Here is a 19,823-nt window from a genome sequence, read left to right as displayed (position 1 = left end):
TTAGGCGTCAGGCATACCGAAAAGGCAAGGTTTCAGGGGGATTGGTAAGTGATGTCGAGGAATCAGACGGGCATGTTGTCGTAAAGATCGTCCGAGTCGTCCTTGCCAAGCTGCTCTTCGAGCCGAACGATATCCTCGGGCACCGACAAGCCCAAGGCCCGAAACTCGGCAATCTTGGCGCGCAACTCTTCCTGGAGGACATGCCGGTCCCCGGGCCGTTTCTCGATCTCTTCAAGGATCAACGCGATCCCCGCCTTGAGCTGTTCAAAGGCCATGTTCTGCTCCTGTCTAGCTGTCACGGGCGGGCCCGCGCAATGCCCTAGTGGGCGTATCGGCCCAGGGGCTGCGCCCCCCGCGCTTGCGGGTCAATCCCCGATTGACCTGGGCGGCCACCGATCCGTTGCTCAGCAACGCCTCGATGCGCGCGCGGATTTCCGCGCGGCCGTCACTGGCTGCCGCCCGGCCGGAACGCATCGAAAAAGAGGATCGGTTCGAATCGATCATGGCGCGCATTCCATTAAAGCAAGACTCAGCCCGCGCAATTGCGGCAAAATGGCGTGGCGGGCAGGATGTCGAGACGGTCCTGCGAAATCTCATCGCCGCAGCGCACGCAAAAACCGTAACTCCCATCCTCGATTCGCGCCAGCGCGGCACGTATCTGCTGCACCTCTGCAAGCCCCGAACTGCCGATCCCCTCGAGCACCTCATCCTCCTCGCGCTCGACAGCCAGCTCGTTCCAATCCTTTGACTGGTGCGCATCGAGTTCGTCCTCGATCCCGTGCAGGCGCCGGTCGAGTTCGGACAACCGCTTCAAAAGCTGTTGCTTTCGTTCCACCAAAGACAACATTTCCATACTCCGTCCGACTTTGGAAAAGACTTGCACCGGGTGCGCCCCGCCTGCCTTGACCCACGTCAAGCGGCGCACTTGTTGCTATTGCAACGTATATTGTTTTTCGCATATGTACGCGAGGTCACAGGGCGCGAACGTCATGTCATCACCAACAGATCCCTTTTCGCCAACAATCCCGGTCGGCACGGGCAGACGCTGCAACACAGCCACCACCGCCGCGGCCGGGACAAAAGATGCGGCATGCCGTCGAAGGCCGCGCAACCGTTCGAACCCTCGGCGACAATAACCGCGCCACGGCGCGGCGAACGCGACGCCCGCCTTCATCTCGCCAGCAAGGATGTTTCATGCCCGCCGACACCACCACCAACCCCGATAAGTCCGCGCCCTCCCTGCCCCCCATGGCCCGCCTCACGGCCAACTATGCAGCGGCGCCGCAACCGTCCGCCGATGACCTGGCCAACCTCGCCGCGGCGGGTTTTCGCACGGTGATCTGCAACCGCCCCGACGAGGAAGTCCCCCCCGGCGAACGCGCTGCCGACATGGCCGCCGCTGCCCGCGCTGCGGGGCTGCATTTTGCAACCGTCTTCGTGCCACACGGCCCCATCACCGACGATATCCTGGCCGCCCAGGTCGATGCGCTGACCACGCTGCCTGGCCCCCATTTCGCCTATTGCGCCGCAGGCGTGCGCGCATCGGTAATCTGGGCCTTCGCCAGCGCCGGGCGCATGCCCACCGACGAGATCATGGCAACCCTGGCACAGGCAGGGCTGCGCATGCCGGGACTGCGCAACCAGATCGCGGCGTTGGCGGCCCGCGACGAGACCGGATAGCCCGCCGGGGGCGGGCTGCCTGCGGCGCGGATATTTTAACCAAAGCAGAACCTTCCGGGTGCATGATGGCGCCACGGTACAGGCGGGGACGCCGATGACCGTCCAAAGCAGGACGCCCCGATCCCATGGCACAAGCCCCCGGGATCGGGGCGTTTTCGCGCCAGCCCGTTCCTGCTTTGGCAAAATATCCCGGGGGGCGCGCACCCGAAGGGGGCGCGGGGGGCAGCGCCCCCTGACCCGGCTTGATCCCCGCACGCGGCTCGGGCAACAAGGGGCATGGCCAGATCCGCACCACAGTTCACCTGCGCCGCCTGCGGCGCCAGCCACAAGAAATGGGCCGGCCGCTGCGAGGCGTGCGGCGCATGGAACAGCATCCACGAGGAGGCACCCCTTTCCGCGGGCCCCTCGTCCAGGACATTGGGGGCGGCGCGCGGCCGTGCGGTTCCCCTGGCAGATCTCGCGACGATAGAGCCCGAGCCATCCCGCGCGGCCTCTGGCCTGGCCGAATTCGACCGTGTGCTGGGTGGCGGGCTGGTGCCGGCATCCGCCATTCTGGTGGGCGGGGATCCCGGGATCGGCAAGTCCACGCTGTTGTTGCAGGCCACCGCGAGTTTCGCCAATAACGGTTTGAAATGCGTGTATATATCCGGAGAAGAGGCCAGTGCGCAGGTACGGATGCGGGCACGTCGGCTGGGCCTGACAGAGGCCCCGGTGAAACTGGCCACCGAGACCAACCTGCGCGACATCCTGACCACGCTGGAGTCAGAGCGCCCCGACCTGGTGATCATCGATTCCATCCAGACCATGTGGGCCGACATGGTCGACAGCGCCCCAGGTTCGGTCAGCCAGGTCCGTGCCGCCGCGCACGAGTTGACCACCTTTGCCAAGCGCCGCGGATCGGCGGTGATACTGGTCGGACATGTCACCAAGGAAGGCCAGATCGCGGGGCCGCGTGTGGTCGAGCACATGGTTGATACCGTTCTTTATTTCGAAGGCGAGCGCGGGCACCAGTTCCGCATCCTGCGCGCCGTCAAGAACCGCTTTGGCCCCGCCGACGAGATCGGGGTATTCGAGATGACGGGGAAAGGACTGTCAGAGGTCGCCAACCCCTCTGCCCTGTTCCTGTCCGAACGCGGTCAGCCCGCGCCGGGTGCGGCGGTCTTTGCCGGGATAGAGGGCACCCGGCCCGTGCTGACCGAGATCCAGGCACTGGTTGCGCCCTCGCCTCTGGGCACGCCGCGTCGCACGGTTGTTGGCCTGGATTCGGGGCGCCTGGCGACCACCCTGGCGGTGCTCGAGGCGCGCTGCGGCATCCCCTTTGCCGGGCTCGATGTCTTTCTCAACGTTGCGGGCGGCCTCAAGATCAGCGAACCGGCCGCCGACCTGGCCGTGGCCGCCGCGCTGCTGAGCGCGCGCGAAGATGCCGCGCTCCCGCCCGATTGCGTGCTTTTCGGAGAAATTTCGCTGTCGGGGGCACTCAGACCCGTGGGTCAGGCGGAAAACCGGTTGAAAGAGGCGCGGAAACTTGGTTTTTCGACGGCGATCGTACCCGCGCGCAGCAAGCCGGGCGCGCCGGCGGGCATGAAGGTCCGGCAGATCGCCGATTTGACCGCCTTTGTCGGAGAGATGTTCGGCGCGGGTTAGACTGCGGGGGGGCGTGGACATGGACGCATTTACAGCCATCGACGGAATCGTAGCCGCCATAATCGTGGTTTCGGGTCTTCTTGCCTATTCGCGGGGCTTCGTACGCGAAGCGATGGCGATCGCGGGCTGGATCATCGCCGCGGCCGTCGGCTTCATGTTCGCCGCCCAGGCCGAGCCGCTGATGCGCGAGGTTCCGGTGGTCGGCGACTTTCTCGGGGAGTCGTGCGAATTGTCGATCATCGCCGCCTTTGCCGCGGTCTTTGCCCTTGCACTGGTGGTCGTTTCGATCTTTACGCCGTTATTGTCCTCGATGATCCAGAGTTCCATCCTGGGCCGGATCGACCAGGGGCTTGGTTTTCTTTTCGGTGTGCTGCGGGGGATCGTGCTGGTGGCGCTGGCCTTCTTCGTCTACGCCACGGTCGTCACAGGCCAGGACATTGCGATGATCGATGGATCGCAATCGGCGGCCGTTTTCGGCCGGCTGACCGACAGGATCGCGGCGCAGGATCCCGATCAGGCGTTGGGCTGGCTGACATCGCAATACGACGAGCTGGTAGGCTATTGCGACGCGCCGCGCTGAGGCGCGCGCCATTTCATGATCCTTTCGTGACACTGCCGCCGCGAGCCACTAGAGAGGGGCCGACCCCGCCCAAACGGATTCGGAGCCCTGGCCGATGCCCCAGTTGCCCCTCGCCCACCCCTTTGACGACGACAAGCTGCGCGAGGAATGCGGCGTCTACGGCGTGATCGGCGTCGCGGATGCTGCCAATTTCGTGGCGCTGGGGCTGCATGCCTTGCAGCATCGCGGCCAAGAGGCTGGCGGCATCGTCAGCCATGATCCCGTGACCGGGTTCCAGTCGGTTCGCCGATTCGGCTATGTGCGAGACAATTTCACCAAGGCCAGCCTGATGGAAACCTTGCCCGGCCAACTGGCCATTGGGCATGTGCGCTATTCGACCGCCGGTTCAAAGGGACAGACCGCGATCCGCGACGTGCAGCCGTTTTTCGGCGAGTTCTCGATGGGCGGCGCGGCGCTTGCGCATAACGGCAACATCACCAACGCGCTGGCACTGCGGCGCGAACTGATCGAGCACGGCTCGATCTTCCAAAGCTCCTCCGACAGCGAATGCATCATTCACCTGATGGCGCGATCCTTCCAGAAGACGATCCCGGAGCGGATGAAGGACGCCCTGCGCCGGGTCGAGGGGGCGTTCTCGGTGGTGGCCATGACCCGGACGAAACTGATCGGCGTGCGCGATCCCCTGGGCGTGCGCCCGCTGGTGCTGGGCCGCGTGGGCGAGGGATGGGTCCTGAGTTCGGAAACCTGCGCGCTGGACATCATCGGAGCGGAATTCGTGCGCGATGTCGATCCCGGCGAGATGGTGGTGATCTCGGCCGATGGCGGTGTCGAAAGCTTTCGGCCTTTCCGGCCGGCTTCGCCACGGTTCTGCATTTTCGAGCATGTCTATTTTTCGCGCCCCGATTCCATCCTGGGCGGTCGATCGGTCTATGAAACCCGCCGTCAGATCGGCGTGGAACTGGCCCGAGAAGCGCCGGTTGAGGCCGATCTGGTCTGTCCGGTGCCCGATAGCGGCACGCCTGCGGCAATCGGCTTTTCCCACGAAAGCGGCATTCCCTATGGCATGGGGATCATTCGTAACCAGTATATGGGCCGCACCTTCATCGAGCCGACAGAACAGATCCGCAACATGGGCGTGCGGCTGAAACTGAACGTCAACCGCGCACTGATCGCAGGCAAGCGGGTTATCCTGGTCGACGACTCGGTGGTGCGCGGAACGACCAGCCGCAAGATCAAGGAAATGATCCTGGATGCGGGCGCACGCGAGGTGCATTTCCGCATCGCCAGCCCGCCAACCGCGTGGCCCTGTTTCTACGGCGTGGACACGCCAGAGCGCGAAAAGCTGCTCGCCAGCCGCATGAACGAGGATGAGATGCGCGCGCATCTGGGCGTGGACAGCCTGAAATTCATCTCGCTCGAAGGGCTGTACCGCGCGGTCGGCGCAAGCGAGGGGCGAAACGCGGCCTGCCCGCAATATTGCGATGCCTGCTTTTCGGGGGAATACCCGGTGGCGCCCAGCGACATGATCGACAAGGGTTTCCGGACCAAGGCCGCCGAATAGCGCGGCCTGCCGCCCCGGTTCAGGCGTCGGCACGGGTGCGGCGGGGTGGCAGAACGCCCATTCGCAGGCCTATTGCGATGATCACCATGCACGGCGACCGGCCTGCATCAATCTGATCTCTGCGCGAGGCCTTGACCTCGCCCGTGATTAGGCGCAAATGCGGCTCATGACCGATCAGAAAATCGCCCTTGTCACCGGGGCCTCGCGCGGATTTGGTGCCGCCGTGGCCGAGGAACTCGCCCGCCGCGGATATCATGTCGTGGCCGTCGCCCGCACCCAAGGCGGCCTGGAAGAGCTGGACGACCGTATCCGTGCGGCCGGCGGCAATACCACGCTCGCCCCGATGGACATTGCCGAGACCGACGCAATGCGTCAGCTATGCCGGGGTATTTTTGACCGGTGGGGCAAGGTCGATCTGTGGGTGCATAGCGCGATCCAGACCGCCCCTTTCAGCCCGACTGAACAGTTCGATCTGTCCTTCTGGGACAAGGCAGTGTCTGTAAATGTTCACGCGACGGGTGTGCTGATCAACTTCGTTGCGCCGCTGTTGCGCGCGGCCGAGGGTGGCGGGCATGCGATCCTTGTCGATGACACCATGACCGGGCCGTTCCTGGGGGGTTATTCCGCCTGCAAGGCGGCGCAGCGCACGCTGTTCGAGGCCTGGCAGGCCGAACAGGCGCGCCTGCAGGATGTTCACGTTCAGTGCTTTGTCCCCGCGCCGATGCCCACCGCGCATCGCAATCGGCTTTATCCGGGCGAAAAGACCGAAACGCTCGCACACCCCGCGGACGAGGCCAAACGCATGCTGGATAGCCTGTTTCCGGCCTGATCCGTCCGCTTTCCCCCGTGCCTGCGCCGATACGCTTTACGCCTTGCCGGTGCTCCACTATTGAGGGGCAAACAGCGGGGGGCGGCAGGTCAACATGCGCATTCTCATCACCAATGATGACGGGATCAACGCACCGGGTCTGAAGGTGCTCGAGGCTATCGCGGCAGAGGTTGCGGGCGAGGACGGCGAAATCTGGGTCGTCGCCCCTGCCTTTGAACAATCGGGCGTGGCACACAAGATTTCCTATACCCATCCGATGATGATCGCGGAACTGGGCCCGCGCCGCTTTGCCACCGAGGGCTCGCCCGCCGATTGCGTCCTGGCCGGGCTTTATGACGTGATGACGGATACGAAACCCGATCTCGTGCTTTCGGGCGTGAACCGGGGCAACAACGCCGCCGAGAACACGCTGTATTCCGGGACCATCGGCGGCGCGATGGAGGCTGCCCTGCAAGGACTGCCCGCGATCGCGCTGTCGCAATACCTGGGCCCGCTGAATTTCGACGAACCGCTGCAATTCGAGGCCGCCCGCGCCCATGGGGCGGCAACGGTGCGCACCCTGCTGGAACGGGGCCATTGGGACAGCGCCGATTACCGCCTCTTTTACAACGTCAATTTCCCCCCCCTGCCCGCCGACAAGGTCAAGGGATTGCGCGTCGGGGCGCAGGGATACCGTCGCGATGCAAGTTTCGGGGTCGAACCGCACCGCTCGCCCTCGGGGCGCAAATTCCTGTGGATCAAGGGCGGCGCGCAGAACATCCCCACCGCGCCAGGAACTGACGCGGCGCTGAATCTCGACGGCTATATCGCGGTGACGCCGATGCGGGCGGACCTGACCGCCCATGATCGACTGGACGAATTGAAGGCGAGGCTGGAATGACCGACACCGCCGCCGAACGGAAGATGCAATTCCTCTTTGCCCTGCGTTCGAAGGGGGTGACGGACAACCGCGTGCTGCACGCCATGGAAGAGATCGACCGGGGCGCTTTTGTCACCGGGCATTTCGCGCCGCGCGCCTACGAGGACATGCCGCTGCCCATCGCGTGCGGACAGACCATCAGCCAACCCTCGGTGGTCGGCATCATGACCCAGGCGCTGGCCCCCCAGCCCCGCGACAAGGTTCTGGAAATCGGCACCGGATCGGGCTACCAGGCCGCGATCCTGAGCCGACTGTCGCGCAGGGTCTATACCGTGGAACGTCACCGGCGCCTGGTCGCGGAGGCGCAGAAACGGTTCGAGGCGCTGGCCCTTACCAACGTGACCGCGATCGCAGTCGACGGATCGCACGGCTTGCCGGACCAGGCTCCTTTCGATCGCATCCTGGTGACAGCGGCGGCCGAAGATCCGCCCGGGCCGCTCTTGGCGCAATTGCGCGCAGGCGGTATCATGGTCGTGCCCGTCGGGCAGTCGGACGCCGTGCAAAGCCTGATCAAGGTTACCCGAACCGAAAGCGGGTTCGACTACGAGGAGTTGCGCCAGGTGCGCTTTGTGCCCTTGGTCGAGGGACTCGGACAGGAATGAACCCGAGGGGCCGCCAAACCGCCCCCAGAGCGATGAGGTATCGAGCCATGCCAACCCCGCATCCAAGCCTTCGACTGCCCGCCCGCACCCTGGCACTGGGAGTTTCGCTGAGCCTCTTGGCGGGCTGCGAAAGTGGATGGGACTACGATTTCCGCAATCTTGACCATGATGCGGGGCCCGCTGCGACACGCGTCGAGACCGCCCCGCGGCCAACGCCGGACAATCGGGGCGTGATTTCCTACCCGAATTACCAGGTCGCGGTCGCGCGATCCGGCGATACGGTGGGCAACGTTGCCGCGCGGGTCGGCCTGCCGCCTGCGGAACTCGCGCGCTACAACGGTCTGCCCGAGGATGCCCGGCTGCGCCCGGGCGAAATCATAGCCCTTCCCCGCCGCGTTTCCGAACCTTCGCCGGCCACGGGCGTCGAAACAACAGGACCGATCAGGCCCGCAGGCGAGATCGACATCGCGCGGCTGGCAGGTGATGCGATCGAACGGGCAGAACCTGCGGCCGCCCCGGCGCGCGCCACGCCGGATACCACCATGGGCACAGAGCCTGTGCGCCACAAGGTCGAACGCGGCGAGACAGCCTATTCCATCGCCCGGCTTTACAACGTCACCGTGCGCGCGCTGGCCGACTGGAACGGACTTGGCCCAGAATTGAGCGTGCGCGAGGGGCAATACCTGCTGATCCCGGTCCCCGCGCGCGAGGCCGTCGCGGTGCCCAGGCCGGTCGCCGCCTCTGCCCCCGGCCAGGGCACCGCCGCCCCTGCCCCGCCAAGTGCGGCAAAGCCATTGCCCAAGGAAGAGACTGCAAAACCCGCCCCGACCCCGCCTTCGCCCAAGATGGCCGACGAGGGCACCGCCAAGTCGCGCTTTGCCATGCCGGTTTCCGGCAGCATCATCCGGGGCTACCAGAAGGGCAAGAATGACGGCATAGACATTTCAGGCAGCGCCGGCAGCCCGGTGGTCGCGGCCGCCGACGGCACCGTGGCCGCGATTACCCGCGACACCGAGCAGGTACCCATCCTGGTGCTGCGCCATGATGACAACATGCTGTCGGTCTATGCCAATATCGACAATATTGCAGTGGAGAAGGGCCAGCGCGTCACGCGCGGCCAGAGAGTCGCGGGTCTGCGCGCAGGCGATCCGCCATTCCTGCATTTCGAGCTGCGCAAGGGGTTCGAAAGCGTCGACCCAATGCCCTACCTTACCCCCTGAGGGGACAAGGGGAACCATCTAGGGACGAAAAAGCCTGATCCGGATTTTTCGAGGGGCGCGTACCGCGCCAGGTTGGGTATTTCGGCCAAGAAGAAGAACGGGCCGCGTTCAGAGCTGCACGCCGCGGCGCGCTGCAAGATCGGTGAAGAATTGCCACGCAACGCGGCCTGAGCGGGCGCCGCGTGTGGCCTGCCACTCGATCGCCTCGGCACGCAGGCTGGCCTTGTCGATGATGATGCCCCAGGCTGCGCAATAGCCCTCGATCATCGCGAGATAGTCATCCTGGCTACAAGGATGAAAGCCGAGCCAGAGGCCGAACCGGTCGCTGAGCGAGACCTTTTCCTCGACCGCCTCGGAGGGGTTGATCGCAGAGCCCCGCTCGTTCTCGATCATGTCGCGCGGCATCAGGTGACGCCGGTTGGACGTGGCGTAGAACACCACGTTCTCGGGCCGGCCCTCTATCCCGCCGTCCAGCACGGCCTTGAGCGACTTGTAGTGCTGGTCGTCATGGGAAAACGACAGGTCGTCGCAGAACAGCACGAAACGCTGCGGCGCGGCGCGGAGCAGGGTCAGCAGGCGGCCAATCGAGGGCAGGTCCTCGCGCTGGACCTCGACGATCTTGAGCGCGTGCCCTTCGGCCACGATCGCGGCGTGGATCGCCTTGACAAGGCTCGACTTGCCCATGCCGCGCGCGCCCCACAAAAGCGCGTTGTTGGCTGGCAAGCCGCGGGCGAAATGGCGGGTGTTTTCCAGCAGCGTGTCACGGGCGCGGTCGATGCCGTGCAAAAGCCCCAGGTCGACGCGGTTCACCCGCGGCACCGGGGCCAGCCGATCTGGTGCGACATGCCAGACGAAGGCATCGGCGCCCTCGAAATCAGGGGCATCGGCCGGGGCGGGCTGTATCCGTTCGAGCGCCTCGGCGATACGCCTGAGCGCCTTTGACCCTGCGCTCACGGCCGCTGTTCCTCATTCTTGTCGAATTCTCGCATCAAGGGATCGTCTTGTTCGGTCTCATCGAACCAGAGGCCCTGTTCGCGCAACGCGGCCTCTCGTTTACGTTCCACCCGCCGCACCAGGAGGATGGAGATTTCGTAAAGACCGTAGACCACCGTGAAGAGAATGACTTGAGTGATGACGTCGGGCGGCGTCACCAACGCGGCCAGCAGCAGGATGCCCACCACGGCATATTTTCGCATCTCTGCCAGCCCCTTTGCCGAGACGAGCCCGGCCTTTCCCATCAAGGTCAGAAGCACGGGCAACTGGAAGCAGAGCCCGAAGGCAACGACGAACTTGATGGTGAGCGACAGGTATTCCTGTACGGAGCCGTGGAAGGTGATGCCCGCGGTCCGACTGGAGGTCTCGGCCCCCTCGGCCGCGATGGCGCCGACCTGCTGAAAGCCGAGGAAGAAGTTGAATGCCAGCGGGGTAACCACGTAAAAGGCAAAAGCCGCGCCCAAGAAGAACATGAACGGCGAGGCGAGCAGGAATGGCAGGAAGGCGCCTTTCTCGGAGCGGTAGAGCCCCGGCGCCACGAAACGCCACATCTGGTAGGCAATGAAAGGAAAGGCCAAGGCGAGGCCACCCACCAGCGATATCTGGATCGCGACGAAGAAACCCTCTTGCAGCTTGATCAGGTAGAGACCGCAATCCTGTCCTCGCTCGGCCAGCGCACCGCAAATCGGGTTTGTCAGGAAGTTGAAGATAGGGTTCCAGACCGTGAAACATATCACCATGGCCGCCACGAAGGCAGCCACCGAGTAGATCAGCCGGGTACGCAACTCGGCCAGATGTTCGATCAGGGGGGCGGTGCTGTCGTCGATTTCGTCGCGCGTCATGCGTCGCTCTTGGGTTCGGGCGCGGAGGGCGTGGCCCGGCCCGCGGCCTCGGCGCGGCGCTGAGCCGCCTTTTCCTCGACCGCCCGGCGCAGGGCCTCGGCCTGGGCGGCGCGTTCCTCGGTCATTTCTGCCGTGGCCGGACTGGCACCTTCGCCTGTCGCATCCCGCCCGCGCGAAGGATCCCATTTCTCGAAGCTGTCAGCGGCATCTTTGAGCGCATCGAGCCCCATCTTGCGCGGGTTGGCCACATCGCGCAGCTCGTTCACGGTGTCCTTCATGCCTGCCTGGTCGGCCGCATCGTCCATGGCACGCTGAAACTCGCGCGCCATGTTGCGGGCCTTGGCGGTGAAGCGGCCGAGCGTGCGGAACATGCCGGGCAGGTCCTTGGGGCCCACCACGATCAGCGCCACGATGCCGATCAGCAGAAGTTCGGTCCAACCGAGATCAAACATGTACGATGCGCCCCCGAGACCTGGTCAAGGCGATTACACCTTGTCCTTTTCTTCCTCGGGCGTCACGTCGCGCGCGGTTTCGAGGCTTTTGGTGGCCTCCTCGGTTTCTTCCTTCACGCCCTTCTTGAAGGCGGTGATCCCCTTGCCGACCTCGCCCATCAGCGAGGAAATCTTGCCGCGCCCGAAAAGCACAAGAACGACGACGGCGATGAGCAGGAGGCCGGGAAGGCCGATATTGTTCAGCATGGTCTTCTCCCTTGGGGCCGGTTCGCAGGTGGGCCGGCTGCGTGGTCTGACTGAAACATCTATTGGGTCTTGAGGGCAGATCAAAGCCCCATTCAACCGCCAGGGGGCGATAATTTGCCGATACCACCCGCCATGCGCCCCCTTGCGGTGTCATGCCGCTTTCACCCAAACTCGTCACGAATGAAACGAGTATCGGGCAAGGAAGGAAAGTCCCATGCATACCGAGGATATCGACGGCAAGGTGCTGGAACATTGGGACAGCGACGACCTGCAACAGGGGATGAAGGCCGGCAAAGTGGTCCTGATCGACGTGCGCACGCCACAGGAGTACATGTTCGAGTATATTCATGGTGCGTTGCTGTTCCCGCTGGCCGGATTCGAAACCGGGTTCCTGCCCGAGGAGGGCGACAAGCGGATCGTGTTCCATTGCGGATCGGGGGTGCGTTCGCGCAAGGTGGCAGAGGCCTACCTGGCGGCGGGCCATGGGCGCGCGGCACATCTTCAGGGGGGATTTGCAGCATGGAAAACGGCACATAAGCCTTATATCGGCACCGACATGGCAACGGGCGGGCCGATCGAGGTTCATAACGCCTGATCGCGCGCCCGGGCGGGCGCCGGCAAGCAGGGGTATTTTCGCCAAGAAGAAGGTAAGGCCGACATGCCGGGCAACCGCGGCGCCCTAACCCCGGCGTTCTTGTCCCGATGCGGGAAAGACGAAACAGCGATCGCGGCGGATCATTAGCCACATCGGTGTGCCGGACCTGGGCAGGAAGACCGCGGGAACCGTGGCCTTGAGTACAGAACCGTCGTGATCCATGCGGAACTCGACCAAGCTTTCGGCGCCCATGAAGCGGGCACGCTCGACCACGGCGCGGGCGGGCACCCCGTCCTCGGGGGTGGGATGCGGACCGCGCCCGTTTCGGTCGAGGTCTATCTTGACGTGCTGGGGGCGAATGATGATGTCGACCTCGGAACCGTCAGGCATTGCAGGCGTCAGGAAGCGGCCAAAGGGCGTGTCGGTCAAAAAATTCTGAACCTTACCCCGAATCACGTTGATATCGCTGAAAAACGCCGCAGCGTCCCGGTCCACTGGTGCGTTGTAGACATTGTAGGGCGCGCCCTGCTGAACGATTCGGCCCGCGCGCATCAGCGCGATCTCATCGGCCATGCGCATTGCCTCGTCGGGTTCATGCGTCACCAGCAAGACGGCTGCGCCCTCGTCCTTTAGTACGCCTAGCGTCTCATCCCGGATCTCGTCGCGCAGGCGGTTGTCGAGCCCGGAAAAGGGTTCATCCATCAGCATGATCTTGGGGCGCGGCGCCAGCGCGCGCGCCAAGGCAACACGCTGTTGTTCGCCGCCCGACAACTGGTGCGGATAATCGTCGATATGGCGCACGAGATCCACACGATGCAGCAATTCCTCGACCCGTGTGCGCTTGGCCAGCTTGGACCCGGACAGGCCAAAGGCCACGTTCTGCGCCACCGTCAGATGCGGAAACAGCGCGAAATCCTGGAACATGAGCCCGACCGAGCGCCGTTCGGGCGGCACCCGATAGAGCGTGTCGCAGACCAGCCTGCCATCGATATGAATTTCGCCAGCATCCTGCATGTCGACGCCGGCAATGATTCGAAGCGTGGTGGACTTGCCACAGCCCGATGGCCCCAGCAGGCAGGTAACCTGTCCGGGCAGCACCGACAGTGAAACATCGTCCACCACCCGGCGCCCCTCGAAAATGCGAGAGATGTTGCGGATTTCCAGCCGGGGTGTGGTCAAGGGCGGCCTCGCGCGTGGAGTCCGATCAAAACAATCGGGTATTGGCGTGACATAGCAACGCACCTGCCCCGCTGCAAGCATCCCCCTCAGAGGGTCGCGTTCACCGCGCCGCCATCGAGCAGGATGTTCTGCCCCACGACGAAGCCCGCATGCTGCGAGCACAGGAATGCGCACATCGCGCCGAATTCCCGCGCGGTGCCGTAGCGCCGGGCGGGGATGGTGGCCGCGCGGCGGGCGCGCGCCTCGTCAAGGGAGATACCCTCGGCCTCGACGACGCCCCTGTCCAGCGCATCGGCGCGGTCGGTCGCATGGATGCCAGGAAGAAGGTTGTTGATCGTCACGCCATGGGGGGCGACCTGCCGCGCGGTGCCCGCGACATAGCCCGTCAGCCCTGCCCGCGCCGAGTTCGACAGCCCCAGCACGGCGATCGGTGCCTTGACGGATTGGCTGGTGATATTGATCACCCGTCCCCAGCCACGCGCGATCATCCCGGGCAGGGCGGCCTTCATCAGTGCGATCGGCGTCAGCATGTTGGCATCCAACGCCTCGATGAAATCGTCACGGTCCCAGTCCGACCAAAGGCCCGGCGGCGGCCCGCCCGCATTCGTCACGAGGATGTCGATATCGCCGGCCGCCGCCAGAACCTCGGCCCGGCCCGAGGGGGCGGTGATATCGGCGGCAACGGCGGTGACACGCACGCCATGAGCCTCACGAATTGCCGCGGCGGCCGCCTCCAACATGTCGGCGCCGCGGGCATTCATCACCAGGTCAACCCCGGCCTCTGCCAATGCCTCGGCACAGCCGCGCCCAAGCCCCCTGGAGGACGCGCAGACAAGCGCACGCTTTCCCCTGATCCCGAGATCCATGATGTCCCTCCCTGTTCGCGATTTCCCGGACGACGGTTAACAGCCCTGCGCGGGAACGGAAAGTCCCGCACGAAGTGCCGTGCCGTTCTGCAACGGGCGACAATCGAGGCCGATCGTTTACCAAACGCCCCGCGACCATGATTGACCGATGGCACGGCCGGGCGTAGGCTTGTGATCATAGCTGCGAAGGTCGGAGACGGGGGTTGATCGTCCTTTCGCACCAGCGTGAGAGACAGTTGCCATGACCGTTGCTTCCCCCGATGAATGTCCCGACACGGCCAGTTACGGGTGCCATGTCTTCCCCGCGACCGACCTGGCGGTGGTCTCCGGCGCCAACCTGGGTGACGGGCTGGGGTGTCTGGACGACTTGTGCCCCGGCGATATCTACACGCTGCGTCCCGGCGCCGAGGCGTTGCACCTGGCGATTCGCGATACGGGCGGGCGCTGCGGCGAATTCCTGGGGGCAGGCCCTATCGCCCCAAGCGTTGCGGCAGGCACAGAATATGGCCGTCCCGGTGCGACCCTGACGCTTGAGGGGCGGCTGACCTTCATGGGGGCGGATGGCGCGCAGGTGGCCATCCTTCTGATCTCGGTGGAGGGCGAGCGGGACCGCCCCGTCTTTCTGCCGCTGGACCCGATCGAACCAAAGGTGAGCTATGCGCTGATCCGGGTCGAAACCGAACCGGGTCCGGTCCGGCTGGCCGATATCACCGCGGTTGCCTTCACCCGCGGCACGATGATCGCGCTGGCCGGTGGCGCGCCCCGCGCGGTCGAGGATCTGCGCCCCGGCGACCGGGTGCTGACACGCGACCATGGTCCACAACCGTTGCGCTGGGTGGGTCAGCGAACAGTGAGGGCGGTGGGGTCATGTGCCCCGGTGGTCATTTCCAAGGGCACGCTGGGCAATGATGCGGATCTGATCGTCAGTCAGCATCAGAGGGTGTTTCTCTACCGGCGCGGCGCTGAGCGCCTGGCCAGAACACCCGAGGTTCTGCTCAAGGCACTGCACCTTGTCGAGGATGACAGGGTGTTCATCCGCAGAGGAGGCTTTGTCGATTACTTTAACCTTGTATTCGACAATCACGAGATCATCTATGCCGAGGGCGTCCCGACCGAGAGTCTGCTGGTGAATGAGGCGATGCTGGGCAGACTGCCTGACGACCTGGCAAAGGAGGTCAGCCACCGCTTTCCCCAGATGACCCAGCGCCCCCATTACGGCAGCGAAGCCGATGTCGCGCTGTTGCGCCTGCGCGGCCCCGAGGCGTTGCATCGGGCACCCCGGCGGGCCTGACTCCCGTCGCCCTTGTCCCCTCAGCCGAGCAGCGCCGACAAGAGTGGCGTCCATTGCGCCCGCATCGGCGCATAGAGCTTTTGCGGCCGATCAAAGATCGTCAGCCCAACCTCGGCGAGATCGGCATAGGCCACGCGTTCAGCCAGCTCTGCGATGGGCCTCTGGCCTATCTTTTCGGCGAACGCGGCAAGCCGGGCCTCGTCGCGGCGGCGCGGGCGCACGCGGTTGGCAACGAATTCGACATCGACCTTGCCCTTGCGGATACGTTTGATCTCGGCCACTTCCTTGAGAAAGCGCCGCGTCGCGTCGGCATCGAAGAACGACGGCAGCACCGGAACGACCAGCGCCTTCGCCTCGGCCACCAGTTCGCGCGTGGCATCTTCGTAAAGCGAGCCGGGCGCATCCACGATGATCCAATCGACCGCCTTGGACGTCTTGCCAAAGCCCCCCGGTAACGTCCAGTCCAGCGCCTCGATCCGGGCCGCATCGACGGGTCGGCGTCTCAGCCAGCGCCAGGCCGATTTCTGCGGGTCCGCGTCGGCAAGGGCCACTTTCCACCCCCCGTCAGCCAACGCCGCGGCCAGTGTCACGGCGATGGTTGTCTTTCCACACCCCCCCTTGCGGTTGGCGATCAGCACGGTCCTTGCCATGGCGTGTCCTCACTGGTGTCGGCATTGCGGGTCGCAACCGTAATACCGGCCTGAAGATGTCCTCGACAGCTATAAAGGGATCCATCCCATCGCGCCACAAGGCCCGTTGTGGCGCAACGACGATTGCACCTTTGCGCGCCCGTCGCTATATCCCCGGCCATGTTGGATGCCACCCCGAACCGCCCCCAATTGCCACCGGAAATCGCCCGGCGGCGTACCTTTGCCATCATCTCGCATCCCGATGCGGGCAAGACCACGCTGACCGAGAAGTTCCTGCTTTACGGCGGCGCGATCCAGATGGCGGGCCAGGTGCGTGCAAAGGGCGAGGCGCGGCGGACACGGTCGGATTTCATGCAGATGGAAAAGGACCGGGGCATTTCCGTGTCGGCCTCGGCGATGTCTTTCGATTTCGGCCGATACCGGTTCAACCTAGTCGACACGCCCGGCCATAGCGACTTTTCCGAGGACACCTATCGCACGCTGACCGCGGTCGATGCGGCCATCATGGTCATCGACGGCGCCAAGGGCGTGGAAAGCCAGACGCAAAAGCTCTTCGAGGTGTGCCGGCTGCGCGACCTTCCGATCCTGACTTTCTGCAACAAGATGGACCGCGAAAGCCGCGACACTTTCGAAATCATCGACGAGATCCAGGAGATGCTGGCCATCGACGTGACCCCGGCAAGCTGGCCGATCGGGATGGGGCGCGATTTCCTGGGCTGTTACGACATGCTCAACAACCGGCTGGAGCTGATGGACCGCGCAGATCGCAACCGCGTCGCCGAATCCATCCGGATCGAGGGGCTGGACGATCCCAGGCTGGCACAGCACGTCCCCGACGACCTGCGCGAGAAACTGATCGAAGAGGTCGAGATGGCGCGCGAACTCTTGCCCGCACTCGATCCGCAATCTGTACTTGAGGGGCACATGACCCCGATCTGGTTCGGCTCGGCGATCAATTCCTTCGGCGTAAAGGAGTTGATGGATGGCATCGGCGCCTATGCGCCAGAGCCGCAGGTTCAGGCCGCCGAACCGCGCCAGATCGCCCCCGAAGAGGACAAGGTCGCGGGTTTCGTGTTCAAGGTGCAGGCCAACATGGACCCGAAACACCGCGACCGCGTGGCCTTTGTTCGCTTGGCCTCGGGGCATTTCAAGCGCGGGATGAAACTGACCCATGTCCGCACGAAAAAACCGATGGCCGTGTCCAACCCGGTGCTGTTCCTGGCCGCCGACCGCGAACTGGCCGAAGAGGCCTGGGCCGGCGACATCATCGGCATCCCCAACCACGGGCAATTGCGCATTGGCGACACCCTCACCGAGGGCGAGGCGATCCGCGTCACAGGCATCCCCAGCTTTGCGCCTGAATTGCTGAAGATCTGCCGCGCGGGCGACCCGATGAAGGCCAAGCATCTGGACAAGGCGCTGATGCAATTCGCCGAGGAGGGTGCCGCCAAGGTGTTCAAGCCGATGATGGGCGCGGGCTTTATCGTGGGCGTGGTGGGCGCGCTGCAATTCGAGGTGCTGGCCAGCCGGATCGAGCTGGAATACGGCCTGCCCGTCCGGTTCGAACCCTCGCAATTCACCTCTGCCCGCTGGGTGCATGGCGAAAAGGCCGCGGTCGATGCCTTTACCCAGAAAAACAAACAACACATGGCCACCGACAACGATGGCGACGTGGTCTACATGACCCGCCTGCAATGGGACATTGACCGCGTGGCGCGCGACCACCCCGAACTGAGCCTGAGCGCAACCAAGGAAATGCAGGTCTAACCCTCTGACGGCATCCGCCTGTTGCGCTGCGTTTCCCCTGCCCTCCCGCGGGCGGAAAATGGGATATGAAAGACAATCTCGACGTGCAGCGCGCCCGCAGCCGCCGGATGCAACTTGAATGCGGGCGCGGCGCGTTCGCGCGGCTTTTCTGCTAACAGCCCGGCGGCGTGACCGATCCCATCTCGCTGATCTCACCCAGGCCGGGCTCGCATTCCGCCAGCTGCTGCCCGGCGCAAGCCGCAACCAGCGTCGAAAGCCCAAGAGCCAGCGCAAGGCCCGTCAAGATCCTCATGCGTTCCGTCATTTTCATCTCCCTTGGTTCGGCGGATTCCGACATCCGCAAATCTGAACTATACCGTTCAGTAAAGACACACCTTGATCCCGGTCAAATCCGCCAATCTCGCGGTCAGTCAAGCGTCCTGAGAACCTCGGATAGCGTTTCCACGATCCGATCGATTTCGGCCTTGCCTATGATCAGCGGCGGGGACAGCGCGATGATGTCGCCAGTCGTTCGGATCATCAGGTTCTTTTCATAGGCCGCAAGAAAGGCACCAAAGGCGCGTCTGGTAGGATCGCCCGCGATCGGCTCCAGCTCGATGGCGCCGACAAGGCCCATGTTGCGGATGTCGATCACATGCGGCTGATCCTTGAGACTGTGCAGCGCGTCCTCCCAATAGGAGGCAAGGCTGGCGGCATTCTCGAAAAGGCCCTCCTCGCGATAGGTTTCCAGCGTGGCAAGCCCCGCCGCGGCGGCGATCGGGTTGCCGGAATAGGTATAGCCGTGGAACAGTTCAATCACGTGTTCGGGGCCCTGCATGAACGCATCATGAATCGCCGGCGTCGTCAGCACCGCGCCCATCGGAATGACCCCGTTGGTCAGACCCTTTGCCACGGTCATCATGTCGGGCATCACATCGAAATGATCCGCGGCAAAGGCCGAACCCAGCCGCCCGAAACCGGTGATGACCTCGTCGAAGATCAGCAGAATGCCGTGCTTCGTGCAGATCTCGCGCAGCCGTTCCAGGTAGCCCTTGGGCGGCATCAGCACACCGGTCGATCCCGCCATCGGTTCGACGATCACGGCCGCGATGGTTTCCGCCCCGTGCAGGGCCACGATGCGTTCGAGGTCGTCGGCCAGATGCGCGCCATGCTCGGGCTGGCCGCGGGTGAACGCATTCTGGTCCGGCAGATGGGTGTGCGGCAGGTGGTCGACACCGCCCAGCAGGGTGCCGAACATCTTGCGGTTGTTGACGATACCGCCCACGGAAATGCCGCCGAAATTCACCCCGTGATAACCGCGTTCGCGCCCGATCAGCCGCGTGCGCGCACCCTCGCCGCGGGCACGGTGATAGGCGATGGCGATCTTCAACGCGGTTTCCACCGACTCGGAACCCGAATTGGTGAAGAAAACATGCTCCATCCCCTCGGGCGCCATATCGCGCAGGGCAGATGCCAGTTCGAACGCCTTGGGGTGACCCATCTGGAAGGCGGGGGCATAGTCCAGTTCCGCCGCCTGTTCCTGTATCGCCTGGGTAATCCTGGGCCGGCAATGGCCCGCGTTGCAGCACCACAGCCCCGCGGTGCCGTCCAGCACCTCGCGCCCGTCGGCGGTGTGATAAAACATCCCACTTGCCCCCACCAACATGCGCGGGGCCTTCTTGAACTGGCGGTTCGCGGTGAACGGCATCCAGAACGCGGACAGGTCGTTGGGAACGGGCTTGCGGTCGAGCGCCATGGGTCACTCCGGGAAAAGGGCCGTCCGTAAGTGGACGGGGGTTTCGGACGCACCCGATGATGGGACTTTGTTTCTGAAATGGAAAGGGAAATCCCTGACTGCAAAGGGTGTTGGGCGCCTCTTGCCGCAGTCTCACGCGTGAAAAAGCGCGCGCTTCGCCTTTCCATGGGTT

Annotated in this window: 23 protein-coding genes; 11 read left to right on the top strand and 12 right to left on the bottom strand. The window is 64.3% G+C overall.

Going from position 1 to position 19,823, the window contains the following annotated elements; all coding sequences use genetic code 11:
- Window positions 1-62: 62 nt before the first annotated feature.
- The 3 genes from EV663_RS02160 to EV663_RS02150 are packed head-to-tail and all read right to left on the bottom strand — an operon-like array spanning window position 63 to window position 847.
- Window positions 63-275, bottom strand: coding sequence for a hypothetical protein (locus EV663_RS02160; protein ID WP_132950109.1), 213 nt, complete (start codon window positions 273-275; stop codon window positions 63-65).
- 13 nt (window positions 276-288) lie between these two features.
- Window positions 289-504 carry a hypothetical protein gene (locus tag EV663_RS02155; protein ID WP_132950108.1) on the bottom strand — a complete coding sequence of 72 codons (216 nt, stop codon included), beginning with the start codon at window positions 502-504 and terminating at the stop codon, window positions 289-291.
- 25 nt (window positions 505-529) lie between these two features.
- Entirely contained in the window at window positions 530-847 is a 318-nt protein-coding gene (locus EV663_RS02150) for a TraR/DksA family transcriptional regulator (protein WP_132950107.1), read from the bottom strand.
- A gap of 347 nt (window positions 848-1,194) precedes the next feature.
- On the opposite strand from EV663_RS02150, the gene EV663_RS02145 reads away from it, so the two are divergent.
- The 8 genes from EV663_RS02145 (at window position 1,195) to EV663_RS02110 (ending at window position 9,035) form a co-directional block, all read left to right on the top strand.
- A complete protein-coding gene (locus EV663_RS02145) occupies window positions 1,195-1,680 on the top strand; it encodes a protein tyrosine phosphatase family protein (RefSeq protein WP_165910106.1) in 486 nt (161 codons plus the stop codon).
- 276 nt (window positions 1,681-1,956) lie between these two features.
- A complete protein-coding gene (radA, locus tag EV663_RS02140) occupies window positions 1,957-3,324 on the top strand; it encodes a DNA repair protein RadA (protein ID WP_132950105.1) in 1,368 nt (455 codons plus the stop codon).
- A 19-nt stretch (window positions 3,325-3,343) separates the two neighbouring features.
- Window positions 3,344-3,904, top strand: coding sequence for a CvpA family protein (locus EV663_RS02135; protein WP_132950104.1), 561 nt, complete (start codon window positions 3,344-3,346; stop codon window positions 3,902-3,904).
- 94 nt (window positions 3,905-3,998) lie between these two features.
- Window positions 3,999-5,465 carry an amidophosphoribosyltransferase gene (gene purF, locus EV663_RS02130; RefSeq protein ID WP_132950103.1) on the top strand — a complete coding sequence of 489 codons (1,467 nt, stop codon included), beginning with the start codon at window positions 3,999-4,001 and terminating at the stop codon, window positions 5,463-5,465.
- Between the two features lie 157 nt (window positions 5,466-5,622).
- The gene (locus EV663_RS02125; protein ID WP_425057102.1) at window positions 5,623-6,294 is read left to right on the top strand and encodes an SDR family NAD(P)-dependent oxidoreductase; all 672 of its coding nucleotides are present in this window, start codon (window positions 5,623-5,625) and stop codon (window positions 6,292-6,294) included.
- 94 nt (window positions 6,295-6,388) lie between these two features.
- On the top strand, window positions 6,389-7,174 hold the full coding sequence (gene surE / locus EV663_RS02120; RefSeq protein ID WP_132950101.1) for a 5'/3'-nucleotidase SurE: 786 nt from the start codon (window positions 6,389-6,391) through the stop codon (window positions 7,172-7,174).
- Window positions 7,171-7,815, top strand: coding sequence for a protein-L-isoaspartate(D-aspartate) O-methyltransferase (locus EV663_RS02115; protein WP_132950100.1), 645 nt, complete (start codon window positions 7,171-7,173; stop codon window positions 7,813-7,815). Before surE ends, EV663_RS02115 begins: the two co-directional genes overlap by 4 nt.
- 47 nt (window positions 7,816-7,862) lie before the next feature.
- Entirely contained in the window at window positions 7,863-9,035 is a 1,173-nt protein-coding gene (locus EV663_RS02110; protein WP_132950099.1) for a peptidoglycan DD-metalloendopeptidase family protein, read from the top strand.
- A gap of 108 nt (window positions 9,036-9,143) precedes the next feature.
- On the opposite strand, the gene EV663_RS02105 is transcribed toward EV663_RS02110, so the two are convergent.
- Genes EV663_RS02105 through tatA form a run of 4 tightly spaced genes read right to left on the bottom strand, consistent with a single transcriptional unit; the run spans window position 9,144 to window position 11,568 of the window.
- Entirely contained in the window at window positions 9,144-9,989 is an 846-nt protein-coding gene (locus EV663_RS02105; protein WP_132950098.1) for an ATP-binding protein, read from the bottom strand.
- Window positions 9,986-10,870, bottom strand: coding sequence for a twin-arginine translocase subunit TatC (gene tatC / locus EV663_RS02100; RefSeq protein WP_132950097.1), 885 nt, complete (start codon window positions 10,868-10,870; stop codon window positions 9,986-9,988). Before tatC ends, EV663_RS02105 begins: the two co-directional genes overlap by 4 nt.
- On the bottom strand, window positions 10,867-11,322 hold the full coding sequence (gene tatB, locus EV663_RS02095; protein WP_132950096.1) for a Sec-independent protein translocase protein TatB: 456 nt from the start codon (window positions 11,320-11,322) through the stop codon (window positions 10,867-10,869). The genes tatC and tatB overlap by 4 nt, the downstream gene beginning before the upstream one ends.
- Before the next feature lie 33 nt (window positions 11,323-11,355).
- Entirely contained in the window at window positions 11,356-11,568 is a 213-nt protein-coding gene (gene tatA, locus EV663_RS02090; protein ID WP_132950095.1) for a twin-arginine translocase TatA/TatE family subunit, read from the bottom strand.
- A gap of 214 nt (window positions 11,569-11,782) precedes the next feature.
- On the opposite strand from tatA, the gene EV663_RS02085 reads away from it, so the two are divergent.
- Window positions 11,783-12,163, top strand: a complete 381-nt coding sequence (locus tag EV663_RS02085) for a rhodanese-like domain-containing protein (RefSeq protein ID WP_132950094.1) — start codon at window positions 11,783-11,785, stop codon at window positions 12,161-12,163.
- An 84-nt stretch (window positions 12,164-12,247) separates the two neighbouring features.
- Here the strand turns inward: EV663_RS02085 and EV663_RS02080 are convergent, their stop codons facing one another.
- Complete coding sequence (locus tag EV663_RS02080; protein WP_243697849.1) at window positions 12,248-13,342, bottom strand: ABC transporter ATP-binding protein; 1,095 nt, start codon at window positions 13,340-13,342, stop codon at window positions 12,248-12,250.
- Between the two features lie 86 nt (window positions 13,343-13,428).
- A complete protein-coding gene (locus EV663_RS02075) occupies window positions 13,429-14,208 on the bottom strand; it encodes an SDR family oxidoreductase (protein WP_132950092.1) in 780 nt (259 codons plus the stop codon).
- Window positions 14,209-14,449: 241 nt separating this feature from the next.
- On the opposite strand from EV663_RS02075, the gene EV663_RS02070 reads away from it, so the two are divergent.
- Window positions 14,450-15,499, top strand: coding sequence for a Hint domain-containing protein (locus EV663_RS02070; RefSeq protein WP_132950091.1), 1,050 nt, complete (start codon window positions 14,450-14,452; stop codon window positions 15,497-15,499).
- A gap of 20 nt (window positions 15,500-15,519) precedes the next feature.
- On the opposite strand, the gene EV663_RS02065 is transcribed toward EV663_RS02070, so the two are convergent.
- Window positions 15,520-16,149 carry a ParA family protein gene (locus EV663_RS02065; protein ID WP_132950090.1) on the bottom strand — a complete coding sequence of 210 codons (630 nt, stop codon included), beginning with the start codon at window positions 16,147-16,149 and terminating at the stop codon, window positions 15,520-15,522.
- 159 nt (window positions 16,150-16,308) lie between these two features.
- On the opposite strand from EV663_RS02065, the gene EV663_RS02060 reads away from it, so the two are divergent.
- The gene (locus EV663_RS02060) at window positions 16,309-17,916 is read left to right on the top strand and encodes a peptide chain release factor 3 (protein WP_132950089.1); all 1,608 of its coding nucleotides are present in this window, start codon (window positions 16,309-16,311) and stop codon (window positions 17,914-17,916) included.
- Between the two features lie 151 nt (window positions 17,917-18,067).
- Here EV663_RS02060 and EV663_RS15545 read toward each other — a convergent pair whose 3' ends face one another.
- Together EV663_RS15545 and aptA are read right to left on the bottom strand one after the other, a co-directional pair.
- Window positions 18,068-18,220 (bottom strand): hypothetical protein, encoded by a 153-nt coding sequence (locus EV663_RS15545; protein ID WP_165910105.1) that lies wholly within the window; start codon window positions 18,218-18,220, stop codon window positions 18,068-18,070.
- A gap of 102 nt (window positions 18,221-18,322) precedes the next feature.
- A complete protein-coding gene (aptA, locus tag EV663_RS02055; protein ID WP_132950088.1) occupies window positions 18,323-19,651 on the bottom strand; it encodes an omega-aminotransferase AptA in 1,329 nt (442 codons plus the stop codon).
- Window positions 19,652-19,823: the final 172 nt, after the last annotated feature.

The organism is Rhodovulum bhavnagarense (genome assembly GCF_004343505.1).
GTDB lineage: Bacteria > Pseudomonadota > Alphaproteobacteria > Rhodobacterales > Rhodobacteraceae > Rhodovulum > Rhodovulum bhavnagarense.
The sequence above is the reverse complement of the archived record's forward strand: the minus strand, read 5'-3'. Positions and strand labels throughout refer to the sequence as shown.